Origin of the sequence: Rhodococcus sp. WS3, from assembly GCF_003797085.1 — a bacterium.
In the GTDB taxonomy this organism is placed as follows: domain Bacteria; phylum Actinomycetota; class Actinomycetes; order Mycobacteriales; family Mycobacteriaceae; genus Rhodococcus_F; species Rhodococcus_F globerula.
Window position 1 is genome coordinate 804,378 of record NZ_RKMA01000003.1, and the last position, 23,380, is coordinate 827,757.

Consider the following 23,380-nt stretch of genomic DNA (forward strand, 5'->3'; position numbering starts at 1 on the left):
GGTTATCCGGCCAGGAAGTCGATCAGCACCTTGTTCACGGCATCCGGTCGCTCGAGGTAACCGTAGTGACCGGTGTCCGGGATCTCTTCGTACGTCGCGGTAGCGATGCAGTCTGCAACCTCGCGGGAAAGGAAGGGCGGAATCATCCGGTCATCGGCGAAGGCAACGGACAGGCAGGGACGCATGATCGCCCGGTACTCACTACGGCGATCGAACGAGCGATCCATGTTCAGCTGAGCTCGAACGCCGGGTGCTGTTGTGCCACCGGAGAATTCGAAAATGTCCAGCCAGTCCCGGGCTGAGCGCTCGTCAGCCAAAGTAGTGGGCGACAGGTTCATCACTGCTGTTACTGCCGCTCGATACTTTGCGGGCAACTCGACGCCACTGTCGACCAACTCGCGCTCCCCCTCGGACAGCGTCTGCTGGAAGTGATCCATCCGAGCATGGCCGGCGAGGAACACTGCCTTGCGGACCAGGTCCGGACGGGCCAACGTGAGTTCCTGAGCCACTCGGGCACCCATCGACGTTCCGATCACGTACGCAGGGCCGCCACCGAGATGCTCGATCAATCCTGCGGTGTCGGCAACCATGTCCGGCATCGTGATACCGCTGACGCTCTCACCGGACGGCGCGATTCCACGGTTGTCGAAGGTGCAGACGCGGTACCCCGCCGCAACGAGTGCGGGGGTCTGGTGAAGATCCCACACCCGCCCAGGACTTCCAGTACCCATGATGAGCACCACCAGATCCCCATCACCTTTGACCTGGTAATTGATCGGGATTCCGTTGATAGTGGCGACCGTCATAGCTGCCTTCCTCCTCGTGTTCTGCCGCTGCATTTCTCAGCCTGATTTCGGGTTGACCGAAGCTCCCCCGCTTGCGGCAACACTATCGCGTCTCGCGACCTTCCCATGCTGTCCACAGGTGCGCGTACCGCCCGCCCGCAGCCACCAGCTCGAGGTGCGGCCCCTCCTCCACGATCCGTCCGTGCTCGAGCACGATCACCCGGTCCGCTGCCGCCGCTTGCGTAAGTCGGTGAGCGACAACAAGAGTGGTCCGCCCGGCCGTCGCCGCATCAGCAGCTGCCTCCAATTCGCGGGCACCAGCACTTCCGGCCTCCGCCGTCGCCTCGTCCAGCACCGCAACAGCCGGGTCGGCCAAAACCAACCGGGCCAACGCCAACTGTTGTGCCTGCGACGCCGTCATCTCGTGCCCACCTTCGCCGACAACGGTTGCAAGACCGTCACTCAAGGCCGCCACCCACGCAGACGCCCCGACGGTCTTCAGCGCCGACATCACGTCCTCCTCGGACGCTTCGGGCGCTGCGAGACGCAGGTCCTCGATCAGCGAGCCGGCAAATACGTGCACTTCCTGACTGACAATGCCGATGTGGCGTCGTAGGTCAGCGACGCCGGCCAACGCAACACCACCGATCAGCACGCTTCCCGACGTCGGTGCCCACGATCCGGCGGCGATCGCCGCCACCGTCGACTTCCCGGCACCGGTCGAGCCGACCAGCGCCACCCGCTCCCCCGCGGCCAGAGTGAGACTGACGCCGTGGAGAACCTCGCGGCCGTCGTAGCTGTGCCTGATGTCCCGCAATGTCAGTGAGCGATCGTGAGGTTCGGCCACGTCGATGTCGGCGCGGTCGGGTTCCGGGATATCCACGACACCCACAAGGCGTGCGAGGCTCGCGCCCGCCGACTGCACTTCGTCGAAGGTGTAGAGAAGCGAACCGATCGGATTGAACAGGCGGTGGAACAGCAATGCTGCCGTTGTGGTCTGGCCGACAGTCACGATGTCGTCGCGCACCAGCAGGAACCCGACAACAAGGATCATGGACAGGCCCACGAACTCGGCCCGGTTCCCGCGCCCGGCGAACCTGGTGAACAGGCCGAACACTCCCACCGCAAGATCGCGGGCCTTCGCCGACGCGTCGTCGATCCGTCCGAGGTGCTCCTTCTCCAGGCTGTAGGCCCGCACCGTCCGGACACCTTGCACGCTGCTGATCAATGCCTGCGAACGTGCACCCATCGCCACACGCTCGGCCGCATAGATCGGCGCCGATCGTGGCAGGTACCACTTCAGCGCCATCGCGTACATCGGGAGCGCCACCAGACCGGCCAGTCCCAGACGCCAGTCCAGACCGAGCATGGTCACCATGCTGAGCGCGACCAGCAGAACGGCTCCGATCAGGTTCGGAATCACCTCGGAGACTGCCTTGGCGATCACGGCAACGTCATCGCCGACGCGAGAAAGCAGATCACCCTTACCGACCTTCTCCAGCGTCGGCACAGGCAACCGCAGTGCCCGGTCGACGGTGCGCTCGCGTAGATCCGCGAGGATGTTCTCACCCAGCCTCTTGACCAGATACGACGCGTATCCCGTGAAAACACCACCAACGACGGCCGCCGACGCGATGATCGCCACCACCGTCAGAATTGTCGACGTGGGAGCACCCTCACGAACCCGATCGACCAGGACACCGAACACATAGATCGGTACCAACGCCATCGCGGCCGCTGCGGCCGACACCGCCACAACAAGAAAACTCTGCAGCTTCCGCTGCACCAACTCCGACCTCAACCACTGCCAGGTTTCGCGCCCGCCCGCGATCGGCAGCAGTTCGCGTGTCTCTTTCCCGGTCATCGCAGAACCGCCCCTCGATAGTCGGTGTCGTGGTGAGCGAGTTCGGCATGCGTCCCCTGTGCCACTACTACTCCCCGATCCAGAACGACCACACGATCCGTTGCCGCCAGCAACGCCGGGCTGCTCGTGATCAGGATCGTGGTGTGCAGCGCTGTTCCGCTGTGGCGCAATTCCGCGATGCCTGCCGCAATCGACGCTTCCGTTACCGCGTCCACCGCGGTTGTCGGATCATGCAGCACCAGCACGGGCGCCTTCGTGAGCAACGCGCGTGCCAGCGCGACCCGTTGCCGTTGACCGCCGGACAGGCTGGCTCCGCGGTCGGTGACCTCGAGGTCGAGTCCATGGGGATGGGAGTCGACGACATCGGCGGCGGCCGAGGCAGCCAGCACCTCCCCCAGATCCGAGGACTGCGCATCGCCTGCGCCAGCTGCGAGATTGGAGCCAAGCGAACCCCCGAACAGATCGGTCAGGTGCGGTTCCACCAGCACGGTGCGCCTGGCCAGTGCCAAGTCCATGTCCTGCAGCGAAATTCCGCCGATCCGCACAGAACCTCGGTACTCGTGTGCGCCCGGTTGCCCGGACAGCACCGTGGCCAGCGCCTCGGCGTCCTGCGGTTGGTACGCCACGACCCCCAACAATTCGCCGGCGTCGCAGTGCAGATCGACGCCGCCGAGTGAACGGAATTGCAGCCCTTCGAGAGTCAGATCGTAGCCCGGTGTCTCGGTCACCGAGCCCGGGGTCAGGATCGGATCGGCGTCGAGCACCAACGCCAACCGATCGGACGACGCGCGGGCAACCGCAAAATATCCGGGGAGAGAAGCAAGCAGGCCGAGCGGTTCGAGAAAGAACTGCGCCAGTCCGACCACGGTGATCAACTCCCCCACCGAGATTCGGCCCTGCAATGCGAAGTAGCCGGCACAACCGGCGATCCCCACAGCAAGCAAAGCGCTGACCGTCGCCGACACACCGGTGTAGATCGCAGTGGCCTTTGCCGTGTGGACCGCAGATGCGAGGGCTTCGCGACTTGCACCGCGATAGCGATCGGACGCCGACTTCTCCGCGCCGATGCCGCGGAGCGGCCGCAGTCCACTCACCAAGTCCGTTGCCATTGCCGATGCCCGGGCGATCGACGCCTGCTTCCCCGTCGCGCGGGACGTGATCAGCGGCGCCGACAGTTGCAGTAGACCGAGAATGACCGGGGTGCCGATCAACACCGCCAGCCCCAGCGTGACGTCGATCCACAGCAACGCGACAGCCGACGCCACCGCGGCGGTCAGTGCCGCTGCTGCCCGCGGCACGATGTCGGCTATCCAGGACGCCTGTTCCGCGTCGGACGTCGATACCGTGAGCAATTCGCCGGATCGCAGGTTCGTGTGTACACCTCGCGGGTCGAGAACGCGGTGTGCCACTTCGAGGCGCAATCTGTGTGCCTCCTGCTGCATCGCCGTCACGATGAACCGAGCACCGAACCGCCAGGCTGCGGTGAGCACGAGAAACAACGCACCGAGCGCACAGATCGACACGACGAGCGTGGTGGTGTCCGAAGTCTCGATTGCCCGATCGATGATGACACCGATCGAAATCGGCACCGCGGTTTCGGCGAGTTGATGCAGGCACACCAGAACGGTGCCGATGGCCAGCGGTCCCCGATTACGCACGAGAACTCGACGCAAAATCGCAGCCCCACTGCTTTTACCTGCGCCTGATTCACCCGAATCGACGGCTTCACTCACCTGGGTCGTGCTCATGGAACTCCAAGCATTGATAGGGACGAGAATGTCCGGTAGACACAGAAGTAAGTCGACCCTAATGCATGAGCAACTAGCGTTGACGTGCCCAGTTCTCATAGAGTCGCTGTAGAACCATTGCTTGCGGAACCATTGCTTGCGCCGTGCAGGCAAGCACGAGAGGAACATGATGTCTGAGAAGACGACCGTCGAAGCCGAAGTCGAGATCCCGGACGAGGAAATCGAGACCGTAGCCGAGGAAACCGCCCGTATGGCACAGCGCGTTGTCGCTGCGTACGCGGAAGACGCCGACGAGTGCAGGATGCTGCTCTCGATGCTCGGAATCAGCCCCGTCAGCAAGCTCGACTGAATCTCGATCGAGTCTCTCACCTATACCTAACGAGAAGGAACCACGTGTCTGTCAGTCCGGAATCGGCCAGCTCAATCCCCTCTGACGACGCAGTTGCTCTCTCCGCAGAGAAGACCGTGTCCGGGCAGGCCGAGTTCGTCGTAGTAGCGAACCGCCTGCCCGTCGACCTGGAGCGGTTGCCAGACGGTTCCACAAGATGGAAGCGCAGTCCCGGTGGTTTGGTCACCGCTCTCGAACCGATCTTGCGTAGCAAGCAAGGTGCGTGGGTCGGCTGGGCCGGTGTTGCCGACGCCGACATGGACCCCATTGTCGAAGACGGACTGGAGCTGTACCCGGTACCGCTCAGCGCCACCGAGATCAACGAATACTACGAAGGCTTCTCCAACGCCACGCTCTGGCCGCTCTATCACGACGTCATCGTCAAGCCCGAGTACCACCGCGAATGGTGGAACGCGTACGTCGAGATCAACCGCCGCTTCGCCGAAGCCACCGCCAAGGCTGCGGCCCACGGCGCGACGGTCTGGATCCAGGACTACCAACTTCAACTCGTACCGAAGATGCTGCGGATGCTGCGCCCCGACCTCACCATCGGGTTCTTCCTGCACATTCCGTTCCCGCCGGTCGAACTGTTCATGCAGATGCCGTGGCGAACCGAGATCATCGAAGGCCTCCTCGGCGCCGACCTCATCGGTTTCCACCTTCCCGGCGGCGCACAGAACTTCCTCTTCCTCGCCAGGCGGCTTGCGGGACAACAAACTTCACGCGGCAACGTCGGCGTCCGCTCCAAACTTGGTGTTGTGCAGGTGGGTTTCCGCACCGTCCGCGTCGGCGCGTTCCCCATCTCCATCGACTCCGGCAAGCTCGACGAGCGATCACGCTCCAAGGCAATTCGCGACCGCGCCAAGCAGATTCGCAAAGAAATCGGCAACCCCAAGAAGATCATGCTCGGCGTCGACCGCCTCGATTACACCAAGGGCATCGACGTCCGGTTGAACGCACTGCACGAACTACTCATCGACGGACGGATAGATCCCGCCGATACCGTCATGATCCAGTTGGCAACTCCCAGCCGCGAGCGCGTCGAAAGCTACGTCCAGATGCGCGGCGACATCGAGCAGATGGTCTCCCGCATCAACGGCGAGTTCAGTGAAGTCGGCCGCCCTGTTGTCCACTACATCCACCGACCGGTCGACCGCGACGAACTCATTGCGTTTTTTGTTGCCGCCGACCTCATGTTGGTCACCCCACTTCGCGACGGCATGAACCTGGTTGCCAAGGAATACGTAGCGTGCCGCAGCGACCTGGGCGGCGCTCTACTGCTCAGCGAATTCACCGGTGCGGCAGCAGAATTGCGTCAGGCATTCCTGTGCAACCCCCATGACCTCGACGACGTCAAGGACTCCATGGTGGAAGCACTGAACCAGCCGAAGGAAGACGGACGACGCCACATGCGCGCCCTGCGCCGTCAGGTACTCACTCATGACGTGGACCGTTGGGCTCACTCGTTCCTCGACGCTCTCGCGCACGGCGGCGCTGCGGGGCCGGCACTGATCGCACCGGACGAGAACCACGAAATCGACGACAACAACTGAGTACGCCGGCATGAAACAACCCGGCCGAGGGGACTCCCTCGGCCGGGTTGTTTCATGTCGAGCATGTGTCGATCAGAACGGCTGAACGCTATTCACCAACCAGCGACCATCCTGCTTCTCCAGCCCCATCTTGACGCGGCTGCCACTGGCGACTGCCTCCGGCGAATCCTTCGACGTCGTAATCTGATTGAGGAAGAGCATCGTGGTGGCGGTATCCGGTGCGGCATCGAGAACTGCCGCGCCCTGTACGACAACCTGGACGGTCAGCGCCTTCTCCTGCGCGCCGGGAATGATGACCGACTCGATCAACTCGGTGAACTGATTCTGGAAATCGCCGGTCAATCCTTCTGTTGCCGAGTGCAATTGCTGATCGACATTGTTGTGGTCGTACTGGAACATCGCGACTGCCTGGTCCGAGGACACTTGCACCACTTCTTCTCTGGTGTTGTCCGTGGCCGCCAGATCCCGAGTTCCGTCCGGACCGAAGTACAGATACGCCGACAAGCCTGCCAGTGCAATCGCCAGCGCGCTGATCACGCACAAGACGATGGTCAATGGTGACACGCGCGCGGACGTCGCGCCTGTAGCTGTAGTTGCTGGGTCTGTCGTCTCCGGGGTCATGGCACAAACTCCACATTCGAGGCAAGGAGCTGCCCGTCGGTATCGCACATGGTGATTCGCAGGCGATAGTTGCGTTCCTCGGGCTCGGGTTGCTCCGCGTTTTTCTGCATTGCACGCACCGCGACGAGCGAGGTTCCACAATCGCCGTCGATCTTTTCCAACCCGGCTTCGAGGATCTCGCCGTCCGTCTGGACGCCTACCTGTCCGAGAACGTCGACAAACGAGTCCTTACGTCCGTCGAGTTGCGATTGAAATTCCTCGGTGGTGCCGGCCAAGAACTTGTCGAGATCGGCGCCCGCAGTCTCCGAATGCAGAGTCGTCAGGTTGAGCGCTGTGGTCCGCGCACCGGCGATATATGCAGACCGTTCTTCCTCAGCGCTGGAGGCCTTACTGCGATCCACCAAGAGCAGTACAGACACCACCGCAAACACCAGCGCGACAATGGATGCCAGGACTATCCCGCCGACCAACTTCCGGGACTTCGGTGGCTTTGTTGCCGGAGCCGAACCCTCGGAATCCGGTAACACCGCCGCAGGTGCCTTCGGCTCTTCAGCCTGCGACTTCGGTGCACTGACACTCGCTTCGGTTTTGGTCAGTGCGACAGGTTGTTCAACCGGTTTCTCACTGGGCACTGGCTTTTCACTGGGCACTGGCTTTTCACTGGGCACTGCCGTTTCACTGGAAACTACCGTCGACGCTGCGTCTGTATCGGCGCCGGTCGGTCCGGCGCTCCGGGACGCGCGACGGCGCACCCGCTGCTTGGGTTCTTCTTCGTTCATCAACCTTGCTGACCCTTCATGAACTCTTCGAGACTGATGTCTCCGCCGGCACCGAGTTTCGGCTGCGAGTACGTCCTCCCGTCGGGTCCTATGTACGTGCCTGTAGTCGGATCGTACCGACGTGCGGTGACGCCAGGTTCCGACGCATAGGAACTGGGGGTCGCGGTGATCGGTTGCGGCGGCCCGGTCTGCGGATTGGTACCCAGGGGCTCGTAACCGGTCCGGCACTGTTCCACTGTCGCGGCGCGGCGCCCCGGGAATTCGGCGCAGGGCAGGTTGCGTGCTCCGCGCACGGCGATCGGCGAGTCCTGGGCTATGCGGCAGAACAGATCCGACGGAGTTGCGATCGGTGATTCGTCTGCGGGACTGCGCCACTCCTCGGCGGGGAGGAATCCTGTGGTGCACGGCGGCGGATCGTTGACTTCGAGGTGGAAGTCGACCAAGGCGCCATCCGCGGGGTTTCCGGAGCCGGCGACCGTAACGAGCGCTGCGGACAGCGGTGGGTAGATGACAAGGATCTGCTCGATTGCGTTGTTGTACAACACCCCGACCTCACCGACGGACACCAGGTTCGCCAAGAGAATCGGCAATGTGGGTTGAAGATCCTGGAGAAGTGCATTGGCCTCGGACGCCGCTGCCGGGCCCTTCTGGATAATCGCCCGCAGATCCGGGTCACTGGCTCGCAACTGGTCTGTGAAGGTCACCAGATCGCTTGTCCACGAACGGATAGCGTCGCTGCTGACAATCTGGGTGTCGAGCAGCGGTCCGGCCTGCTCGATCAGCGTCTTGGTGGCGTCGGAGTTGTTGTTCGCTTCTTCGACGAACAGGCGAGCCGAGTCGATCAGCTTCTGCAGATCCGGTCCCGCACCGTTGAACGCCTTGAAGGATTCGTCGATGACGGTCTTGAGTTTTGTGTCGGAGATGCTCTGCAGCAACAGATCTGCCTGATCGAGTAACGCGCCGACATCCTGGGGCACGGAACTGCGGTCAACCGGTATGACGGAGCCGTTCTCCAGATGACCGGATACGACGATGGCACCGGAGGAGTCGGTGTGCGGGATCAGATCGACAAACTGCTCGCCGATCGCGGACACGCTTTTGACCACGGCGTCGACGTCAGCCGGAATCTCGACTCCGCTGTCCATGGACAACTGGGCGTTCACACCGGTTTGCGACAACTCGACGGCCTTCACGACGCCGACGCTCTGGCCGCGGTACGTCACATTGGAGTTCTTGTACAAACCACCGGTGGACGGTAATTCGACGGTGACGGCGTAGCGTCCGATCCCGATCATCGCTGGAACACGTACGTATTGTGTTGCCATCACGACCAGACCGATGACGGTCAATACCGCGAAGATGACAAGCTGGATGCGGACGAACTTTGTGAGCATCATGGTGCTGGTGCCCCCTGAGGAAGTCCTGGAATGGTGATCGGCGGAAGTCCCGGGATCGTGATGGTGTTCGGGTCCGCCGCGGGAGCCTCTGCTGCCGGAGCCGGAGCTGCGGGAGCCGGAGCTGCTGCCGGCCTGAGTGGATCACTCAACGGGTTGCCTGCCTGCCCGCCCAGCCCCGCTTGCGTGCCGAGAACACCTTCCGGGCCCCCTAGGGAACCTGCCAGCGGTGTACCGGTGAGGAAGTTCGCGTCGAGTCGCGGCAGCGTCAAGTCGATGGTCATGGCCAGGTTGGCGTAATCGCCTCGAATGACGTTGTCGATTCCGTTTTGCGGGAACGGGAACGTGAGCAGAACCCCGAGCACCTGCGTCAGCGCATTACCGGAATCGGCAAGTGCTTTCAGAGTTGGCGACAGCGACCGAACATTGGTGGCAAAATCCTCGCCGCTTTCGTTGATGACGCGACTGGCCACCTCACTCAGGCCGCCGAGGGACGTCAACGCGTTGGTGATGTCCTGACGTTGTGCCACCAGGATGTCCAGTGCCGGGGGGATTCCGTCGAGCGCCTTGTTCAGAGTGTCACGTTGCGCCTCGACGGTGTACGACAGCCGGTCGATACCTTCCATCGCCGAAATGATGTCTCCGCGTTGCTTGTCGAGGCTTCCGACGAGCTGATCGAGTTGCGGGAGCAAGTCGCGAACAGCATCCTCTCGCCCGATGAGTGCCGCGTTCAATTCCGTGGTGATGTCCTGCACCTGTGCTAGTCCGCCACCGTTCAGTACGACGGACAACGAAGACAGCGTCTGCTCGGTGGTCGGGTAGGCACCCGCTCGTTCGAGGGGAATGACGTCGCCGGCCTCGAGACGCCCCTCCGGCGCCTCCTCGACCGGCGGAGCCAGTTCGATGTGCTGCGATCCGAGCAAACTGGTCTGCCCGATCTTCGCGGTCGCGTTGGCGGGCAACTCGACCTCGGGGTTGAGCGACACCGTCACCAGAGCATGCCAGCCCTGGACCTCGATATTGGAGACGCTCCCCACGGCCACGTCGTCCACCCGGACAGGTGAATTCTGCGACAGGGTTGTGACATTGGGCATCTCGATCTGAACCTCGTACGACCCCTCGCCTCGGCCCTGGGTGCCGGGCATCGGCACGGAGTTCAGCCCGTTCCATTCACAACCACTGGCGCCGAGAGCAACGCCGACGGCTAACGTCACCACTACTGCTTTACCTCTGGCGCGCATCAGTTGCCTCCCCCCATGTTGAAGAGTTCGGTGAGGTCCTTGGGCACGGACGGCATCGGCACGCCGTTCAACGGATCTGCTGCCGCCTGCGGGGCCGACGCGGCCTGACCCGGACTTGCCGCCGCTTCCAAACCGGGCTCCGTGTACACGATCTGGTCCGGGAAGGCCTGGACTCCGGAGACCGGGTTGAAGAGGAATCCCGGGTAATTCATGATGAGCGTGCTGAGCACCGGGCCGAGATACTCCTTACACAGGTCGGCACTTCTCTCAGCTGGACCGGTATCGATGGCTTGAATGGATCCGCAGATCCACTGAATCGGATTCTTGAAGTTACTCAGTGCAATTGCACCGGTCATGCTGCCCTGCGCCGGCTTGTAGATCTGGTAGAAGTTGGCCAGCGATGTCGGGCCCGAGTGGAGCACCTGTTCGATCTCGGGGCGCTTGTCGGTCAGGACCTGGGTCGCGTCGGCCAACCGCGCCACCGATTCACTCAGAGCTGCCTGATTGTCGTTGACAAACCGCTGGACGTCACCCACCGCGAGGTCGAGATCGCTGAGGGCCGTGCCCAATTCGTCGGAGCTGCTTGCGAGAACACTGCTGACCGAAGCGAGATGTCCGCTGAATTGCACGATCTGCTCGTTGCTCGAGGACAGCGCGGTGACAAACGCCTGCAGGTTACGGATGGTGGAGAAGAGATCCGTCCGGCCTTCAGACAGTGTGTGCATGGTGGCGGACAACTCGCGCAACGTCATCCGAATGGATTTTCCGTTGCCCTCGAGGTTGTCGCCGAGCGTATTGATGAAGCGTCCCAATGAACCTTCGTCGTCGATACCTTCCGGGCCTAGTGCCTCGGAGAGTTTGGCAAGTTCCGTTTTGATCTCGTCCCACTCGACCGGGACCGCGGTGCGTTCGATCGGAATAACGCCACCGTCTGGCATCTGGTCACCACCGGAATACACCGGGGTCAGCTGAACGAACCGCGCAGAAACGAGGCTCTGCGCGACGATGAGAGCCTGAGCGTCCGCTGGTACGTCGACGCCGCGGTCGACAGCCATCTCGACGTAGGTGTCCTGATCTCGAGGCTCGATCTTCGTGACCTTGCCGACGTTGACGCCGAGTACGCGGACGACGTCGCCTTCGTACAGTCCCGTCGTGGACACGAAGTGGGCGGAGATCTTGGTCTTGCCCAGTCCCGGAATCAGAAGGTAAGCCGCGGCCGCGACGAGTAGCACGACCAGCGCCGCAGCGCCGATCAGTACCCACTTATTACGCGAGCCGGTGGAGGCTGTTGTGTCGGTCATTCTCCTGGCCCCCTGATCGTCGGCGGAATCCCGGGAAAGAAGTCCTCGAGATCCGACGGAATTTGTTCGGGATCAACGCTGCTGTCCACCAGGGTCTTCCACCAGTTACTGGGAAGAATGTTGATGATGAAGGCGTCGAAGAACGGTCCGCTTGCCACGGTCTCGCCGAGTGCCGTGATGTACGGGCCGAGGCCGTCGAGCGCGCCGGAGATGTTGTCCTTGTTGTTCTGAAGAACCTCGGCAACAGAATTCAGCTTCTCGAGGGTGGGACCCATCTGGGCCTCGTTCTCCACAACCAACCCCGAGAGCTGACGTGATACCGCTGAGGTGTTGACGATCAGCTCACTGATCGCGTCACGGCGCAAGCTCAGCTCACCGAACAGCTTGTTTCCGTCCACCAGCAGAGAGTCGATCTGCCCGCTGCGATCCGCGAGAATCTTGGTGACATCCTCAGCGCGCGAGAGCAATTGGAGCAAACTTTCGTCTCGCGCGTTGATGCTCTGCGAGAGCCGAGTCATGCCGTCGAGGGCTCCCCGCAACTCCGGCGGGGTGTCGGCAAGCGTATCCGAGATCGCGTTGAGAGAATCGTTGATCTGTTCTGTGTCGAGTTCCGCCGCGGTGGTACCGAGATCCCCGAGTGCTTCGTTGAGTGAGTACGGAGAGTTGGTGCGTTCCAAGGGGATCGGCGTACCGGTGCGCAACAGCCCCGGCCCCTCGGACCGAACGGCCAGCGACTTGCGGCCAAGCACGGTATTCGTCTTGATGTCGGCTGACGTCTGTTCTCCGAGTGCAATGCCGTCCTGGACGGTGAAGGTGACCAGCACGCTTTGATCGTCGAGTTCGACCTCGCTGACCTTGCCGACGTTGACGCCTGCCAGCGTCACGTTGTCACCGGCAACCAAACCGCCTGCGTCGGCGAAGTAAGCGGAGTGCCGGATACCGCCGGACAGGAACTGGAGCTGATCGTATTGCAGTGTGGCACCGACCGTCGCGACAGCCAGGACCAGACCGACGACGCCGATCTGTACGGGATTTCGTTCACGGGCAGGACTCATTGTGTCTTCGCGCACCTTCCCGTGGTCTGTACTGCCGTGGGCAGGACGATCGTGGTTCCGTCAGGGCCGGAGAATTTGAAGGTGTTGGCGCACAGATAGAACTGGAAGAACGAACCGTAGGTTCCGACGCGGATCAGCTTCTGGTAGTCCGAGGGCAGACGCGCGAGTGCGGTGTTGATGTCTTCCTTGCCCAGATCGAGTTGTGTCATCGTGCGGTTGGTTTCACCGATCAACGTCTGAATGTCCGGACGGGTAGCTCCCAGTAGCGCCGCAAGATCCCCTGTTGCACCCGCGATTTCGGTGATCGAATTTGCGATCGGACCGCTGTCCTGCGCCAGACCACTCACCAACTGCTGGAGTTGATCGATCGTGGTGGAGAACTGATCGCCCTTGTCATTGATCGTCCCGAGAACGTCGTTGAGATTGGTGATCACGTCACCGATCAACTGGTCGCGATCCGCGAGCGTATTGGTGAACGAATTGGTGTTTCCCAGAAGAGAAACCAGAGTTCCGCCCTGGCCTTGCAGGACATGAAGCAGCGCTCCTGACAGATCGTTGACTTGCTGAGGATCCAGCGCGCGCAGGAGCGGCTTGAAACCACCGAGCAACAGATCCAGGTCCAGAGCGGGCGATGTCTGATCAACCGGAATCGAACCGCCGGACGACAAAGATTCGGTCGAACCGGTGCCTTCCAGTAGCTCCATGTAGCGATCGCCGACCAGGTTCTCGTAGCGGACCGTCGCTTTGGTGCTCTTCATCAACGAGTACTGGGTATCGACGTCGAAGCTGACTTCAGCCTGGTTGGAATCATCGATGGACACGCCCGTCACGGATCCGACCGGAACACCGGCGATCCGCACCTTGTCGCCGGACTTCAGACCGGAAACATCGGCGAACGTGGCGTGAAAACCGTTGCTACTGCTGAATCGCACCTGACTGAACACGATGGCCAGTCCGGCAAAAATCACCGACATGACGAGTGTGAAGATCAAGAGCTTTACCGTTGTCGGTCTCATCACTCCCCGTCCTGTTCGTAAGAGTCCCCGAAGAGGAACTGGAAGATCGTCGGAACCGTCACCTCGAACTCCGTGTTGGGCACGAACGGCACGTTTCCGGTGTTGGTGACCGCAAACGGGGCCTTACCGTCGACCTTCGGATCGAAGGTGGGGAAGCCGTAACAATTCGGGCCGCCCGATGCGGCAACCTTGGGAAGGGACTCCGGATTGGTGTACGCCTTTGCACCCCACATGAAGCTCGCACTGAGCATCAAGGCCGCTTTGTCACCGGTGCCGGCCATGGGCTCGAATTTGATGCGCCCGTCGTTCAATCCGACGAGGAAGCACGTCAGACCGGGTGAGTATTCCTCGAGCAGCGTCGTGGTTGCCGTCAGGGTGTCCAGGGACGTGGTGAGGTCCTGCTCGTTGTCGGTCAGCAAGGCGTTACCGGTGTTGGCGAGGCCGGTGATGTTGAGCAACAGCAGATCCAGGTTGGCCTGCTCGGCCACGATGGAACCACTTGTAGTGGTTGCGTTGTCGAGGATGCGCAGTAGGTCCGGTGCCACGTCCGCGTACAGGTTGGTGACCGTGGCCGCGCTCGCCAGATCCTCTTGCAGTTGCGGCAGCGTGGGATTCATCTTCTGCAAGTAGGTGTCGCCCAATTCGAGAACCTCGCCGAGTGCTTCGCCGCGGCCGTTGAGTGCCGTCGAAATAGCACCGAGTGTTGCGTTCAGCTTTTCCGGCTCGACCTGGGCCAGTACCTCCGAAAGATGTTCGAACACACTGTTGAACTCGACGGTCACGCTGTCGGAGGTAATGACCGCACCTTCTTGAATGGGCTGTGTCGACGGATCGTCCGGGATGACGATGTTGACGTACTTGGCTCCGAAGACGGTGGTGGACTTGATCTCCACGCCGGCGTTGGACGGAATCTTCGACATCTGGTCGGGATACATCGCCAGTTGCAGACTCGCTTGATCTCCGTCGAGGGAAATCGATTCGACGCTGCCCACCTGCACGCCGCGCAATTTCACCTTGGCGTCCGGTTCCATGACAAGACCGGCGCGAGCGGACATCACGGTGATGGGGGTGCTCTCGGTGAAGCCGCCCGCAAACATGGTGAGTGCGACGGCCACGATTGCCGCGAGTCCGAGGATCAAACCGGCCGCGGCAAGTTTCTTGTGCCACCTGGGAACTGTCATTCTCTCCGTCCCCTATCCCGACAAGTTGAAGTTGCCGGACCCACCGTAAATGGCGAGTGAGATGAGCAGGGTGACGGTGACAACCGCAATCAGTGAGGCGCGCACCGCATTACCCACGGAGACGCCGACGCCGACCGGGCCACCGGTCGCGTTGAAGCCGTAGTAGGTGTGAATCAACATGACCGCTAGGGCCATGACTATCGCTTGCGCAAACGACCACAATATGTCCGTGGGTATCAGAAAGGTTGTGAAGTAATGGTCGTACACACCGCCGGACTGGTTGTACAGGTACACCGTCGCAAAACGGCTGGCCATGAACGACGCAATCACTGCCAGCGAGTACAACGGGATGATGGCGATCATGCCGGCCATGACACGGGTGCTGACCAGATACGGGATGGACGGGATGGCCATCGTCTCCAGGGCGTCGATCTCCTCCGACACACGCATCGCTCCGAGTTGCGCGGTGGAGCCGGCACCGATGGTGGCGGCCAAACCGATTCCCGCGATGACGGGTGCGGCGATACGAACGTTGATGAACGCTGCGAAGAATCCCGTCAGTGCCTCGACGCCGATGTTTCCGAGCGAGCTGTAGCCCTGCACGGCGATGGTGGCTCCGGTGAAGAGAGTCAGGAAGCCGACGATCACGACGGTGCCACCGATGACGGCCAGTGCTCCGGTTCCCATGCTGATCTCGGCGATCAAGCGAAGTGTCTCGCGTGGATAACGCATCAAAGCCTTTGGTGCGTGTCCGATTGCTTTCGCGAAGAACAGTGCCTGATCACCGATGCTGTCGACGCCGCGAGAGACGGATCGAATCTGCCGCCGAGTTCGCGGGAAACGCCCTGCTGCTGCCAATGCCATCAGTACGCCTCCCGTCCGTCGTGGTGTGTCACAGTTCTCCTGCTCGCCGTGCGCCTCATCCGGCCGTCAACTTGATACCGATGGTGGTGATGAGCACATTGACGACGAACAGCGCCATGAAGGCGAACACGACGGTCTGGTTGACGGCGTCGCCGACGCTCTTGGCGCCGCCCTTGACGTTGAGCCCGAGATACGAGGCGACAAGTCCGGCGATCATGCCGAAGAGTCCAGCCTTGACCATCGAGAGCATCAGCTCGCCGAATCCGGTCAGCAAGGTGATGCCGTTGACAAATGCTCCGGGGTTGACGTCCTGGATGAATACCGAGAACACAAAACCGCCGAGGATGCCGATGGTAATGACCAGGCCGTTGAGCAGCAGGGCCACTCCGGTGGACGCAAGCACCCGAGGCACAACAAGCCGCTGGATCGGATTGATGCCGAGCACTCTCATCGCGTCGATTTCTTCGCGGATGGTACGGGCGGAGAGGTCCGCGCAGATTGCGGTGGCGCCGGCGCCGGCGACGATGAGGACTGTCACGATGGGGCCGACCTGTGTGACGGTGCCGAGCGCGGCTCCCGCACCGCTGAGGTCGGCAGCGCCGATCTCCCGCAACAGGATGTTGATGGTGAAGCTGACGAGCACGGTGAACGGGATGGCGACCAGCACGGTGGGGACCATCGAGACCCGGGCTACGAACCAGGCCTGATCGATGAATTCCTGACGCTGGAAGGGACGAGAAAAGACTGCCCGCAAGGTTTCCGCTGACATCTGAAAGAAGCCACCGACCGCCCGTAATGGCACCTCGACGAGGTCTACCATCCGTCCTCCTCGTCTCTTGTTGCCGCAACACTGTCTGTTTGCATAGTCCAGCCCCCGACAGCTTGTGACTCAGGTCATATTAACTAGAACGTGTTCACCTGTCAAAAACGGGCGCATATCACCGGGAATAGCCAAATTTCACGACCGGGAAACCCTGCATCGAACACACCTCATACTGTCCGCCATTTGCGGACAAATGATCGAAATATCATGCAAGTTAATACTTTTGGTGGATGATCAACATCGGCGATGCCGTCAACAATCAGAAAACGCGCGCTCCGTTCGCGGGTTCTACCACCCTGCCCATGACGCGCGAAATTAGAACACAGTCCACTTTTTTGAAGACCGACAGTCTCGTATTCGCGACAAATCAGTCATTCGGACATGTGACCATGCTCTTTCTACCAAAAAACACGACGACAACGGCGATATCTGTGAATTTGAGTTTCGTGTCGTGGGCAAGCCGGCAGCAACTCGCGTCAGCCCAACTCCCGAAGAGCTGCAGAAGCCGAGAACATCGTGGCGGGATCCCGGTCGGCAAAGTAATCACCGATCGCGACGGACAACGACTCGGGCGACCAGGCCGCCCCGTCGGCGTCGAACCGCCGCTCCACCACGGGCGCCGCCATCAGCGCGACCATGGGGCCGTAGACGATAAAGACCTGACCGTTGACTGCGTCTGCTGCCGGCGATGCCAGATACGACACCAACGAGGCCACATGCTCGGGTGAGAGCGGATCGATGCCCTCGTCCGGCGCGTCACCGAAAACACCCTCGGTCATCGACGTCCGTGCCCGTGGGCAGATGGCATTGGCGCGCACCCCGTATCGAGACAACCCGCGAGCGGCGGAGAGAGTCAGCGCCGTGATGCCCGCTTTGGCGGCACCGTAATTCGGCTGACCTTCCGGCCCCAGCAATCCCGCTTCGGACGACGTATTGACGATGCGCCCGTATACCGGCGCGCCGGCTTCCTTCGACTTGGTGCGCCAATACGCAGCGGCGTTGCGGCACAACAGAAAATGTCCACGCAGATGGACTTCGAGTACCAGATCCCAGTCTTCGTCGGACATGTTGAACAGCATCCGATCGCGGACGACTCCGGCGTTGTTGACTACGATGTCGACACTGCCGAACTGGCCTTGCGCCTTCTCCATGAGCGCGTCCGCCGTGGAACGTTCGCCGACATTGCCGGCAACAAATTCGACCTTGGCGCCCAGGCTACGAATCTCGTCGAGAGTTGCTTCGACGGCCTCGTTCGGCGCCAGATCGTTGACAACCACCGACGCGCCGGCTTTCGCCAGGGCGATGGCCTCGAACTTTCCGAGTCCCGATCCGGCACCGGTCACGATGGCGACCTTGCCTTCGAGACTGGTGTCCTCGCTCTTCACAGCATTCATCGACGCGTTCTCCCAGTTCTGTGCGATCGTGAACCCGACCGTCTCGGCGGAGCCTGTCGGGCCTCACGACTTCGCAACTTTAGAACGTGTTCCTGTTTTGGGCAATAGCCCTCACGGATGTTCCGTCAATGCGGCGCGTGGGCACTGGGCGATCGCGGAACGAACATCCTCCCAGCGATCCTCCGGTGGACGCGCCGAACTGATCACCAACTCCTCGTTGTCGTCGAGGTCGAAAATATCGGGGGCGATACCGACGCAGACTCCGTTGGCCTCACAACGGTCCAGATCAACCCTGACCTCCATGGGTATTCCTCTTCTCTACTCACACATTTGGGCGCCACAGACTAGTGGAGAAACGGGCATCGCAGGGCTGCGCTCCGCACCGTTCCTGCCATAACACTAGAACCTGTTCCACCTCGTGTGCAATGATTCGGAAAAGTAGCAGAAACGAGTGCCTGGATTCGCCCACGTGCGTGCCACGCCCGGAGAACCTGCCTATAGAACCTGTGCCAGATAGTCGATTTGTATCTCTACTTCGAGAGGCAACCATGCACATCACCTACACACCTGAGCAACAAGCGCTTCAGGAGGAGTTGCGCGCGTACTTTGCTCAACTGATGACCCCGGCACGCCGGGAAGCCCTCGCAGCCACCACCGGCGAGTACGGCGAAGGAAACGTCTACCGCGAAGTTGTGGCACAGATGGGCCAGGACGGCTGGCTCACGCTCGGCTGGCCCAAGGAGTACGGCGGGCAGGAACGATCCGCCATGGACCAGCTGATCTTCACCGACGAAGCTGCGATCGCCGGAGCGCCGGTGCCCTTCCTGACCATCAACTCCGTGGCCCCGACAATCATGCATTTCGGCACCGAGGAGCAGAAGGCGTTCTTCTTGCCGAAGATCTCGCGCGGCGAACTGCATTTTGCCATCGGGTATTCCGAGCCCGGAGCCGGAACCGACCTGGCATCGCTGCGCACATCCGCCGTCAAGGACGGCGACGACTACATCATCAACGGCCAGAAGATGTGGACAAGCCTCATCCAGTACGCGGACTACATCTGGCTCGCCTGCCGCACCGATCCGGAAGCCAAGAAGCACAAGGGAATCAGCATGCTGATCGTCCCCACCACCGCCGAAGGATTCTCCTACACGCCGGTGCACACCATGGCCGGACCGGACACCAGCGCCACCTACTACCAGGATGTGCGTGTTCCGGCGTCGTCGATCGTCGGTGAGGAACACGGCGGCTGGGGCCTGATCACCAATCAGCTCAATCACGAACGTGTTGCGCTTACCTCGGCCGGTCCGATTCTGACGGCGCAGCGCGAGGTCCGCGAGTGGGCCCAGAACACCAAGCTTCCCGACGGCCGACGCATGATCGATCAGGAATGGGTGCAGATCAACCTGGCGCGGGTTCATGCCAAGGCCGAGTACCTGAAACTGATGAACTGGGAAATCGCGTCGACCACCGATCACGCTCCTGGCCCGGAAGCGGCGTCGGCCAATAAGGTGTTCGGCACCGAATTCGCCACCGAGGCTTACCGATTGCTGATGGAAATCCTCGGAACGTCGGCCGTCATCCGGCAGAACTCCCCCGGCGCGGTCCTACGTGGACGAATCGAACGGATGCACCGTTCCTCGTTGATCCTGACGTTCGGCGGCGGCACAAACGAAGTGCAGCGCGACATCATCGGTATGACGGCCCTGGGCTTGCCGCCCTCAAAGCGATAAGGACACCTCGCGACATGGATTTCACCTTCACCGAGGCCCAGAACGATCTGGCCGGCCTCACCCGCGGAATTGTCACCGAACTGGTCACCAACGACCGCCTCCGTGAACTCGACGCAGCGCAGGACCGCACCGACCGCACACTGTGGGCGGCGCTCGCATCGTCCGGCGTTCTCAGCGCAGCCTTGCCGGAATCGGTGGGCGGAGACGGATTTGGTGTGCTCGAGCAGTGCAGCATTCTTGTCGAATTGGGCCGGGCTGTTGCGCCGGTGCCGTATCTGACGTCCATCGTGTCGTCCGCCGCCGCGATCGCGGAATTCGGCGACGACACCCAGCGCGCCGACTGGGCTGCGCCCGCAGCACGCGGCGAGAAGATCCTGACAGCAGCGCTGTCCGAAGAATGGGGCGACAATCCGGCTCTCCCGTTCACGCGTGCGAACCGAACGGAAACCGGTTGGGAGCTGACCGGCACGAAGATCGTGGTCGACAGCGCACCGATAGCCGACCTCTTCCTGGTCCCCGCAAGCACCGACGACGGTGTTGTCGTGTTCCTGGTGCAGCCGGGCGACGTCGGTGTCAGTGTCACAAGGCAGTCGATAGTCGACTTCGGCAGCGCAGGCCAGGTCGATCTCGATGCGGTCCAACTACCGGACGACCGGGTGCTCGGCTCGGTGGCTCGGGGCTCCGAGATCAGCGAATGGATCGTCGAACGTGCCCGACTCGGTTCCAGCGCATACCAATACGGTGTACTCGATCAGGCCCTGAAATTGACCGCGGAATACGCGCGCGAGCGAGTCCAGTTCGGTCGCCCGATCGGCAGCTTCCAGGCTGTGGCTCAACGACTGGCCGACGGGTACATCGACGTCAAGGGAGTGCGTCTGACTCTCTGGGCAGCGGCCTGGCAGCTGAGCGAATCTCTCCCTGCCAGCGAGTCCGTCAAGACCGCGAAGTTCTGGGCAGCCGACGCCGGCCATCGCGTCGCACACACCGCCGTCCACGTCCACGGCGGCGTCGGATTGGACGAGGATCACCCGATCCACCGGTACTTCCTCGCTGCCAAGCGTCACGAATTCCTGCTCGGCAACACCACCGATCTGCTGCGCAGTCTCGGTAAGGAACTCGCTGACGAGCCCGCATGAGCTTGTCTCATTAAGCGGAGTCCCACCAAGCGGAATACCCGGACCTGGTCCTCGACGAATCGGTAATGATGCAATTATGAGTGAGAGCCCCACCGTTTCAGATCTGCTCCTCGAAGTCAGTGAGATCGACTCGTACGGCATCCGATTCGAGGACCAGGTCATCACCTGGCGCGAGCATATCCAGGCCTCGTTCGACCGCGCCGCGATGCTCGATGCTGTGCTCGACCACGAGCGTCCACGACACTTCGGTTTGTTGATGGAGAACATTCCGGAGTTCTCACTGATGTTGGGCGCCGCGGCCTTCTCCGGCACGGTGCTGGCCGGACTCAACACAACAAGGCGGGGGCCGGCGCTGGCTCGAGATATCGCATTGGCCGACTGCCAGATCATCTTCACCGAGAACAGTCAGGCGCACCTTCTCGACGGGGTCGACCTCGGCGACGTTCGGGTAATCAACGTCGACTCGCCGGAGTGGGCGGAACTGTTGGCGCCCTTCGCCCGTTCCCCGCACAACGCCTGCGCAGTCTCTCCCGACGACCTGATGATGCTCATCTTCACCTCTGGGACCAGCGGCGATCCCAAGGCTGTTCGTTGCACGCACTCCAAGATCGCAGATCCCGCGATCATGCTCGGCGATCGATTCGAACTCGGGCCGAGCGATGTCATCTACATGGCAATGCCGATGTTCCATTCCAACGCGATCATGGCAGCGTGGGCAATCGCGTTGCACCGCAAGTGCGCAATTGCCATGCGTCGCAAGTTCTCCGCTTCGGGATTCCTCCCTGACGTCCGCAAGTACGGCATCACCTACTCCAACTACGTCGGCAAACCGCTTTCCTTCATCGCCGCGACACCCGAGCAGCCCGACGATCACGACAACACTCTGAAGATCATGTACGGCAACGAGGGTGCCGCTCCCGCAGTCGCCACGTTTGTCCGTCGCTTCGGCGCGCGCGTCATCGACGGTTTCGGTTCCACCGAGGGTGGAGTGTCCATCGGCGCAGCACCTGTCCCCCGCGCCGGCACTCTGGGACTGCTCCCCGAAGGCGTGAAGATTCTTCACCCCGAAACCGGAGCTCCCTGCCCGCCTGCAGAATTCGACGCAGATGGCCGGATCGTCAACGCAGACGAGGCAACCGGCGAAATGGTCAACGTGACCGGTCCGGGAGCCTTCGCCGGGTACTACAAGAACCCCGAAGCCGACGCCGAACGTATGCGCAACGGTCAGTACTGGACCGGCGACCTCGCGTACGCCGACGCCGACGGATACGTCTACTTCGCGGGCCGCAGTTCCGGGTGGCTGCGCGTCGACGGCGAGAACATCGGCGCCGCCCCCATCGAACGCGCGCTGACCGCCTACCCCGGCTTTGCGCAGGTGTCCGTCTACGCAGTCCCGGACAGCGATGTCGGCGACCGAGTGATGGCGTCGGTCATCCCGGTAGGTGATGTCAGCAACTTCGATCCCGAAGCGGTTGCCGCATACATAGATTCACGTCCTGAGCTGGGTCCGAAGCAGAAGCCCACACTCATCCGGGTCTGCAGCGAATTTCCCCGGACCGCAACCTTCAAAGTTGTCACCCGCACCCAGAGCGCGGAGCGCTGGAATACCAGCGATCCGGTCTGGATCCGTCAACGCGGTGAGGCCGAATTCCAGTTGCTCACACCGGAGCGGGCGCTCACTCTCGAGAAAGTCACGGTCGGAGCACAGTGAAGGTGCGACGTCGGCTCAGTAGTGTTGCGCGAGCGGCTTGTGCGCTGACACCGTCTTGTAGAACTCGGTGAGCTGAAGCTTCGACGCCGCGGCTTCGTCGACGACAACTGTTGCGTGTGGGTGCAATTGAAGAACCGATGCGGGACAGACCGCGGCGAGGGGTCCTTCGACCGCTGCGGCGATCGCGTCTGCCTTGTGTTCTCCGGTTGCGATCATCACAAGATGCCCTGCGTCGCAGATCGTTCCGAGACCCTGGGTGATGACGTGGCGCGGAACGTCGTCGAGGCTCTCGAAGAATCGTGCGTTGTCTATCCGGGTCTGTTCGGTCAACGTTTTCACCCGTGTGCGTGAGGTCAGCGACGACGTCGGCTCGTTGAATCCGATGTGGCCGTTTGCCCCGATGCCGAGGAGTTGTACATCCACCGGACCGTTGGCGGCGATCGCGCGATCGTAGGCCGCGGCGGCGCCGAACGGGTCTCCGGTAGTTCCGTTCGGACTGAACACGCGAGCACTGTCGAGGTCAAGGTGATTGACCAGCTCGGTCCGGATTACCTGCGCATAGGACTCGGGGTGTCCATCCGGGAGGCCGACGTACTCGTCGAGCAGAAAAGCCTGCAGGCCGGCAAAACTCAAGCCTTCCTCGCGGTGGCGCCTCGCAAGTTCGCGGTAGACGGAGAGCGGCGACGATCCAGTTGCCAAGCCCAAAGTTCGTGCGCCGGAGCGTACTGCGTGGTCGAAGATATCGGCGACAACCGTGCCGGCTGTATCCGCGTCGTTGACGATGACAATTTCCATC

General features: G+C 61.8%; 21 protein-coding genes. 5 read left to right on the forward strand and 16 right to left on the reverse strand.

Annotated features, from left to right (window positions below):
- Window positions 1–2: 2 nt before the first annotated feature.
- From EEB13_RS24960 to EEB13_RS24970, 3 genes are all read right to left on the reverse strand, one after another.
- Window positions 3–806 (reverse strand): alpha/beta fold hydrolase, encoded by an 804-nt coding sequence (locus tag EEB13_RS24960; RefSeq protein WP_045068722.1) that lies wholly within the window; start codon window positions 804–806, stop codon window positions 3–5.
- An 82-nt stretch (window positions 807–888) separates the two neighbouring features.
- Window positions 889–2,649, reverse strand: a complete 1,761-nt coding sequence (locus EEB13_RS24965; protein ID WP_033232281.1) for an ABC transporter ATP-binding protein — start codon at window positions 2,647–2,649, stop codon at window positions 889–891.
- Complete coding sequence (locus tag EEB13_RS24970) at window positions 2,646–4,397, reverse strand: ABC transporter ATP-binding protein (RefSeq protein ID WP_045068717.1); 1,752 nt, start codon at window positions 4,395–4,397, stop codon at window positions 2,646–2,648. The genes EEB13_RS24965 and EEB13_RS24970 overlap by 4 nt, the downstream gene beginning before the upstream one ends.
- Before the next feature lie 169 nt (window positions 4,398–4,566).
- On the opposite strand from EEB13_RS24970, the gene EEB13_RS24975 reads away from it, so the two are divergent.
- Together EEB13_RS24975 and EEB13_RS24980 are read left to right on the forward strand one after the other, a co-directional pair.
- The gene (locus tag EEB13_RS24975; protein WP_371851322.1) at window positions 4,567–4,746 is read left to right on the forward strand and encodes a hypothetical protein; all 180 of its coding nucleotides are present in this window, start codon (window positions 4,567–4,569) and stop codon (window positions 4,744–4,746) included.
- A 116-nt stretch (window positions 4,747–4,862) separates the two neighbouring features.
- Window positions 4,863–6,338 (forward strand): trehalose-6-phosphate synthase, encoded by a 1,476-nt coding sequence (locus tag EEB13_RS24980; protein WP_275586642.1) that lies wholly within the window; start codon window positions 4,863–4,865, stop codon window positions 6,336–6,338.
- A gap of 72 nt (window positions 6,339–6,410) precedes the next feature.
- On the opposite strand, the gene EEB13_RS24985 is transcribed toward EEB13_RS24980, so the two are convergent.
- From EEB13_RS24985 to EEB13_RS25040, 12 genes are all read right to left on the reverse strand, one after another.
- Entirely contained in the window at window positions 6,411–6,959 is a 549-nt protein-coding gene (locus EEB13_RS24985) for a twin-arginine translocation pathway signal (RefSeq protein ID WP_033232284.1), read from the reverse strand.
- Window positions 6,956–7,738 carry a hypothetical protein gene (locus EEB13_RS24990; protein WP_141486496.1) on the reverse strand — a complete coding sequence of 261 codons (783 nt, stop codon included), beginning with the start codon at window positions 7,736–7,738 and terminating at the stop codon, window positions 6,956–6,958. Before EEB13_RS24990 ends, EEB13_RS24985 begins: the two co-directional genes overlap by 4 nt.
- The gene (locus tag EEB13_RS24995) at window positions 7,738–9,135 is read right to left on the reverse strand and encodes an MCE family protein (protein WP_033232285.1); all 1,398 of its coding nucleotides are present in this window, start codon (window positions 9,133–9,135) and stop codon (window positions 7,738–7,740) included. The genes EEB13_RS24990 and EEB13_RS24995 overlap by 1 nt, the downstream gene beginning before the upstream one ends.
- On the reverse strand, window positions 9,132–10,373 hold the full coding sequence (locus EEB13_RS25000) for an MCE family protein (protein WP_033232286.1): 1,242 nt from the start codon (window positions 10,371–10,373) through the stop codon (window positions 9,132–9,134). Before EEB13_RS25000 ends, EEB13_RS24995 begins: the two co-directional genes overlap by 4 nt.
- Window positions 10,373–11,674 (reverse strand): MCE family protein, encoded by a 1,302-nt coding sequence (locus EEB13_RS25005; RefSeq protein ID WP_141486497.1) that lies wholly within the window; start codon window positions 11,672–11,674, stop codon window positions 10,373–10,375. The genes EEB13_RS25000 and EEB13_RS25005 overlap by 1 nt, the downstream gene beginning before the upstream one ends.
- Window positions 11,671–12,729, reverse strand: a complete 1,059-nt coding sequence (locus tag EEB13_RS25010) for an MCE family protein (RefSeq protein WP_033232289.1) — start codon at window positions 12,727–12,729, stop codon at window positions 11,671–11,673. The genes EEB13_RS25005 and EEB13_RS25010 overlap by 4 nt, the downstream gene beginning before the upstream one ends.
- Window positions 12,726–13,745 carry an MCE family protein gene (locus tag EEB13_RS25015; protein WP_033232291.1) on the reverse strand — a complete coding sequence of 340 codons (1,020 nt, stop codon included), beginning with the start codon at window positions 13,743–13,745 and terminating at the stop codon, window positions 12,726–12,728. The genes EEB13_RS25010 and EEB13_RS25015 overlap by 4 nt, the downstream gene beginning before the upstream one ends.
- On the reverse strand, window positions 13,745–14,926 hold the full coding sequence (locus EEB13_RS25020) for an MCE family protein (RefSeq protein ID WP_033232292.1): 1,182 nt from the start codon (window positions 14,924–14,926) through the stop codon (window positions 13,745–13,747). The genes EEB13_RS25015 and EEB13_RS25020 overlap by 1 nt, the downstream gene beginning before the upstream one ends.
- Before the next feature lie 12 nt (window positions 14,927–14,938).
- Window positions 14,939–15,790, reverse strand: coding sequence for an MlaE family ABC transporter permease (locus tag EEB13_RS25025; protein ID WP_141486498.1), 852 nt, complete (start codon window positions 15,788–15,790; stop codon window positions 14,939–14,941).
- A gap of 55 nt (window positions 15,791–15,845) precedes the next feature.
- Window positions 15,846–16,610: an MlaE family ABC transporter permease gene (locus EEB13_RS25030; RefSeq protein ID WP_033232294.1), complete on the reverse strand. Its 765-nt coding sequence runs from the start codon at window positions 16,608–16,610 to the stop codon at window positions 15,846–15,848.
- 479 nt (window positions 16,611–17,089) lie between these two features.
- Window positions 17,090–18,007 carry a 3-oxoacyl-ACP reductase gene (locus EEB13_RS25035; RefSeq protein WP_045068701.1) on the reverse strand — a complete coding sequence of 306 codons (918 nt, stop codon included), beginning with the start codon at window positions 18,005–18,007 and terminating at the stop codon, window positions 17,090–17,092.
- Window positions 18,008–18,118: 111 nt separating this feature from the next.
- Window positions 18,119–18,310 (reverse strand): ferredoxin, encoded by a 192-nt coding sequence (locus tag EEB13_RS25040; RefSeq protein WP_033232296.1) that lies wholly within the window; start codon window positions 18,308–18,310, stop codon window positions 18,119–18,121.
- 245 nt (window positions 18,311–18,555) lie between these two features.
- Between EEB13_RS25040 and EEB13_RS25045 the strand changes: the two genes are divergently transcribed.
- The 3 genes from EEB13_RS25045 to EEB13_RS25055 all read left to right on the forward strand — a co-directional run bounded on the left by EEB13_RS25045 (window position 18,556) and on the right by EEB13_RS25055 (window position 22,584).
- Window positions 18,556–19,737 (forward strand): acyl-CoA dehydrogenase family protein, encoded by a 1,182-nt coding sequence (locus EEB13_RS25045; RefSeq protein ID WP_045068700.1) that lies wholly within the window; start codon window positions 18,556–18,558, stop codon window positions 19,735–19,737.
- Between the two features lie 14 nt (window positions 19,738–19,751).
- Window positions 19,752–20,873 carry an acyl-CoA dehydrogenase family protein gene (locus EEB13_RS25050; protein ID WP_045068699.1) on the forward strand — a complete coding sequence of 374 codons (1,122 nt, stop codon included), beginning with the start codon at window positions 19,752–19,754 and terminating at the stop codon, window positions 20,871–20,873.
- A 76-nt stretch (window positions 20,874–20,949) separates the two neighbouring features.
- Entirely contained in the window at window positions 20,950–22,584 is a 1,635-nt protein-coding gene (locus EEB13_RS25055) for a long-chain-fatty-acid--CoA ligase (protein WP_141486499.1), read from the forward strand.
- A gap of 15 nt (window positions 22,585–22,599) precedes the next feature.
- On the opposite strand, the gene nagB is transcribed toward EEB13_RS25055, so the two are convergent.
- The gene (gene nagB, locus EEB13_RS25060) at window positions 22,600–23,379 is read right to left on the reverse strand and encodes a glucosamine-6-phosphate deaminase (protein WP_033232300.1); all 780 of its coding nucleotides are present in this window, start codon (window positions 23,377–23,379) and stop codon (window positions 22,600–22,602) included.
- Between the last annotated feature and the right edge of the window lies 1 nt (window position 23,380).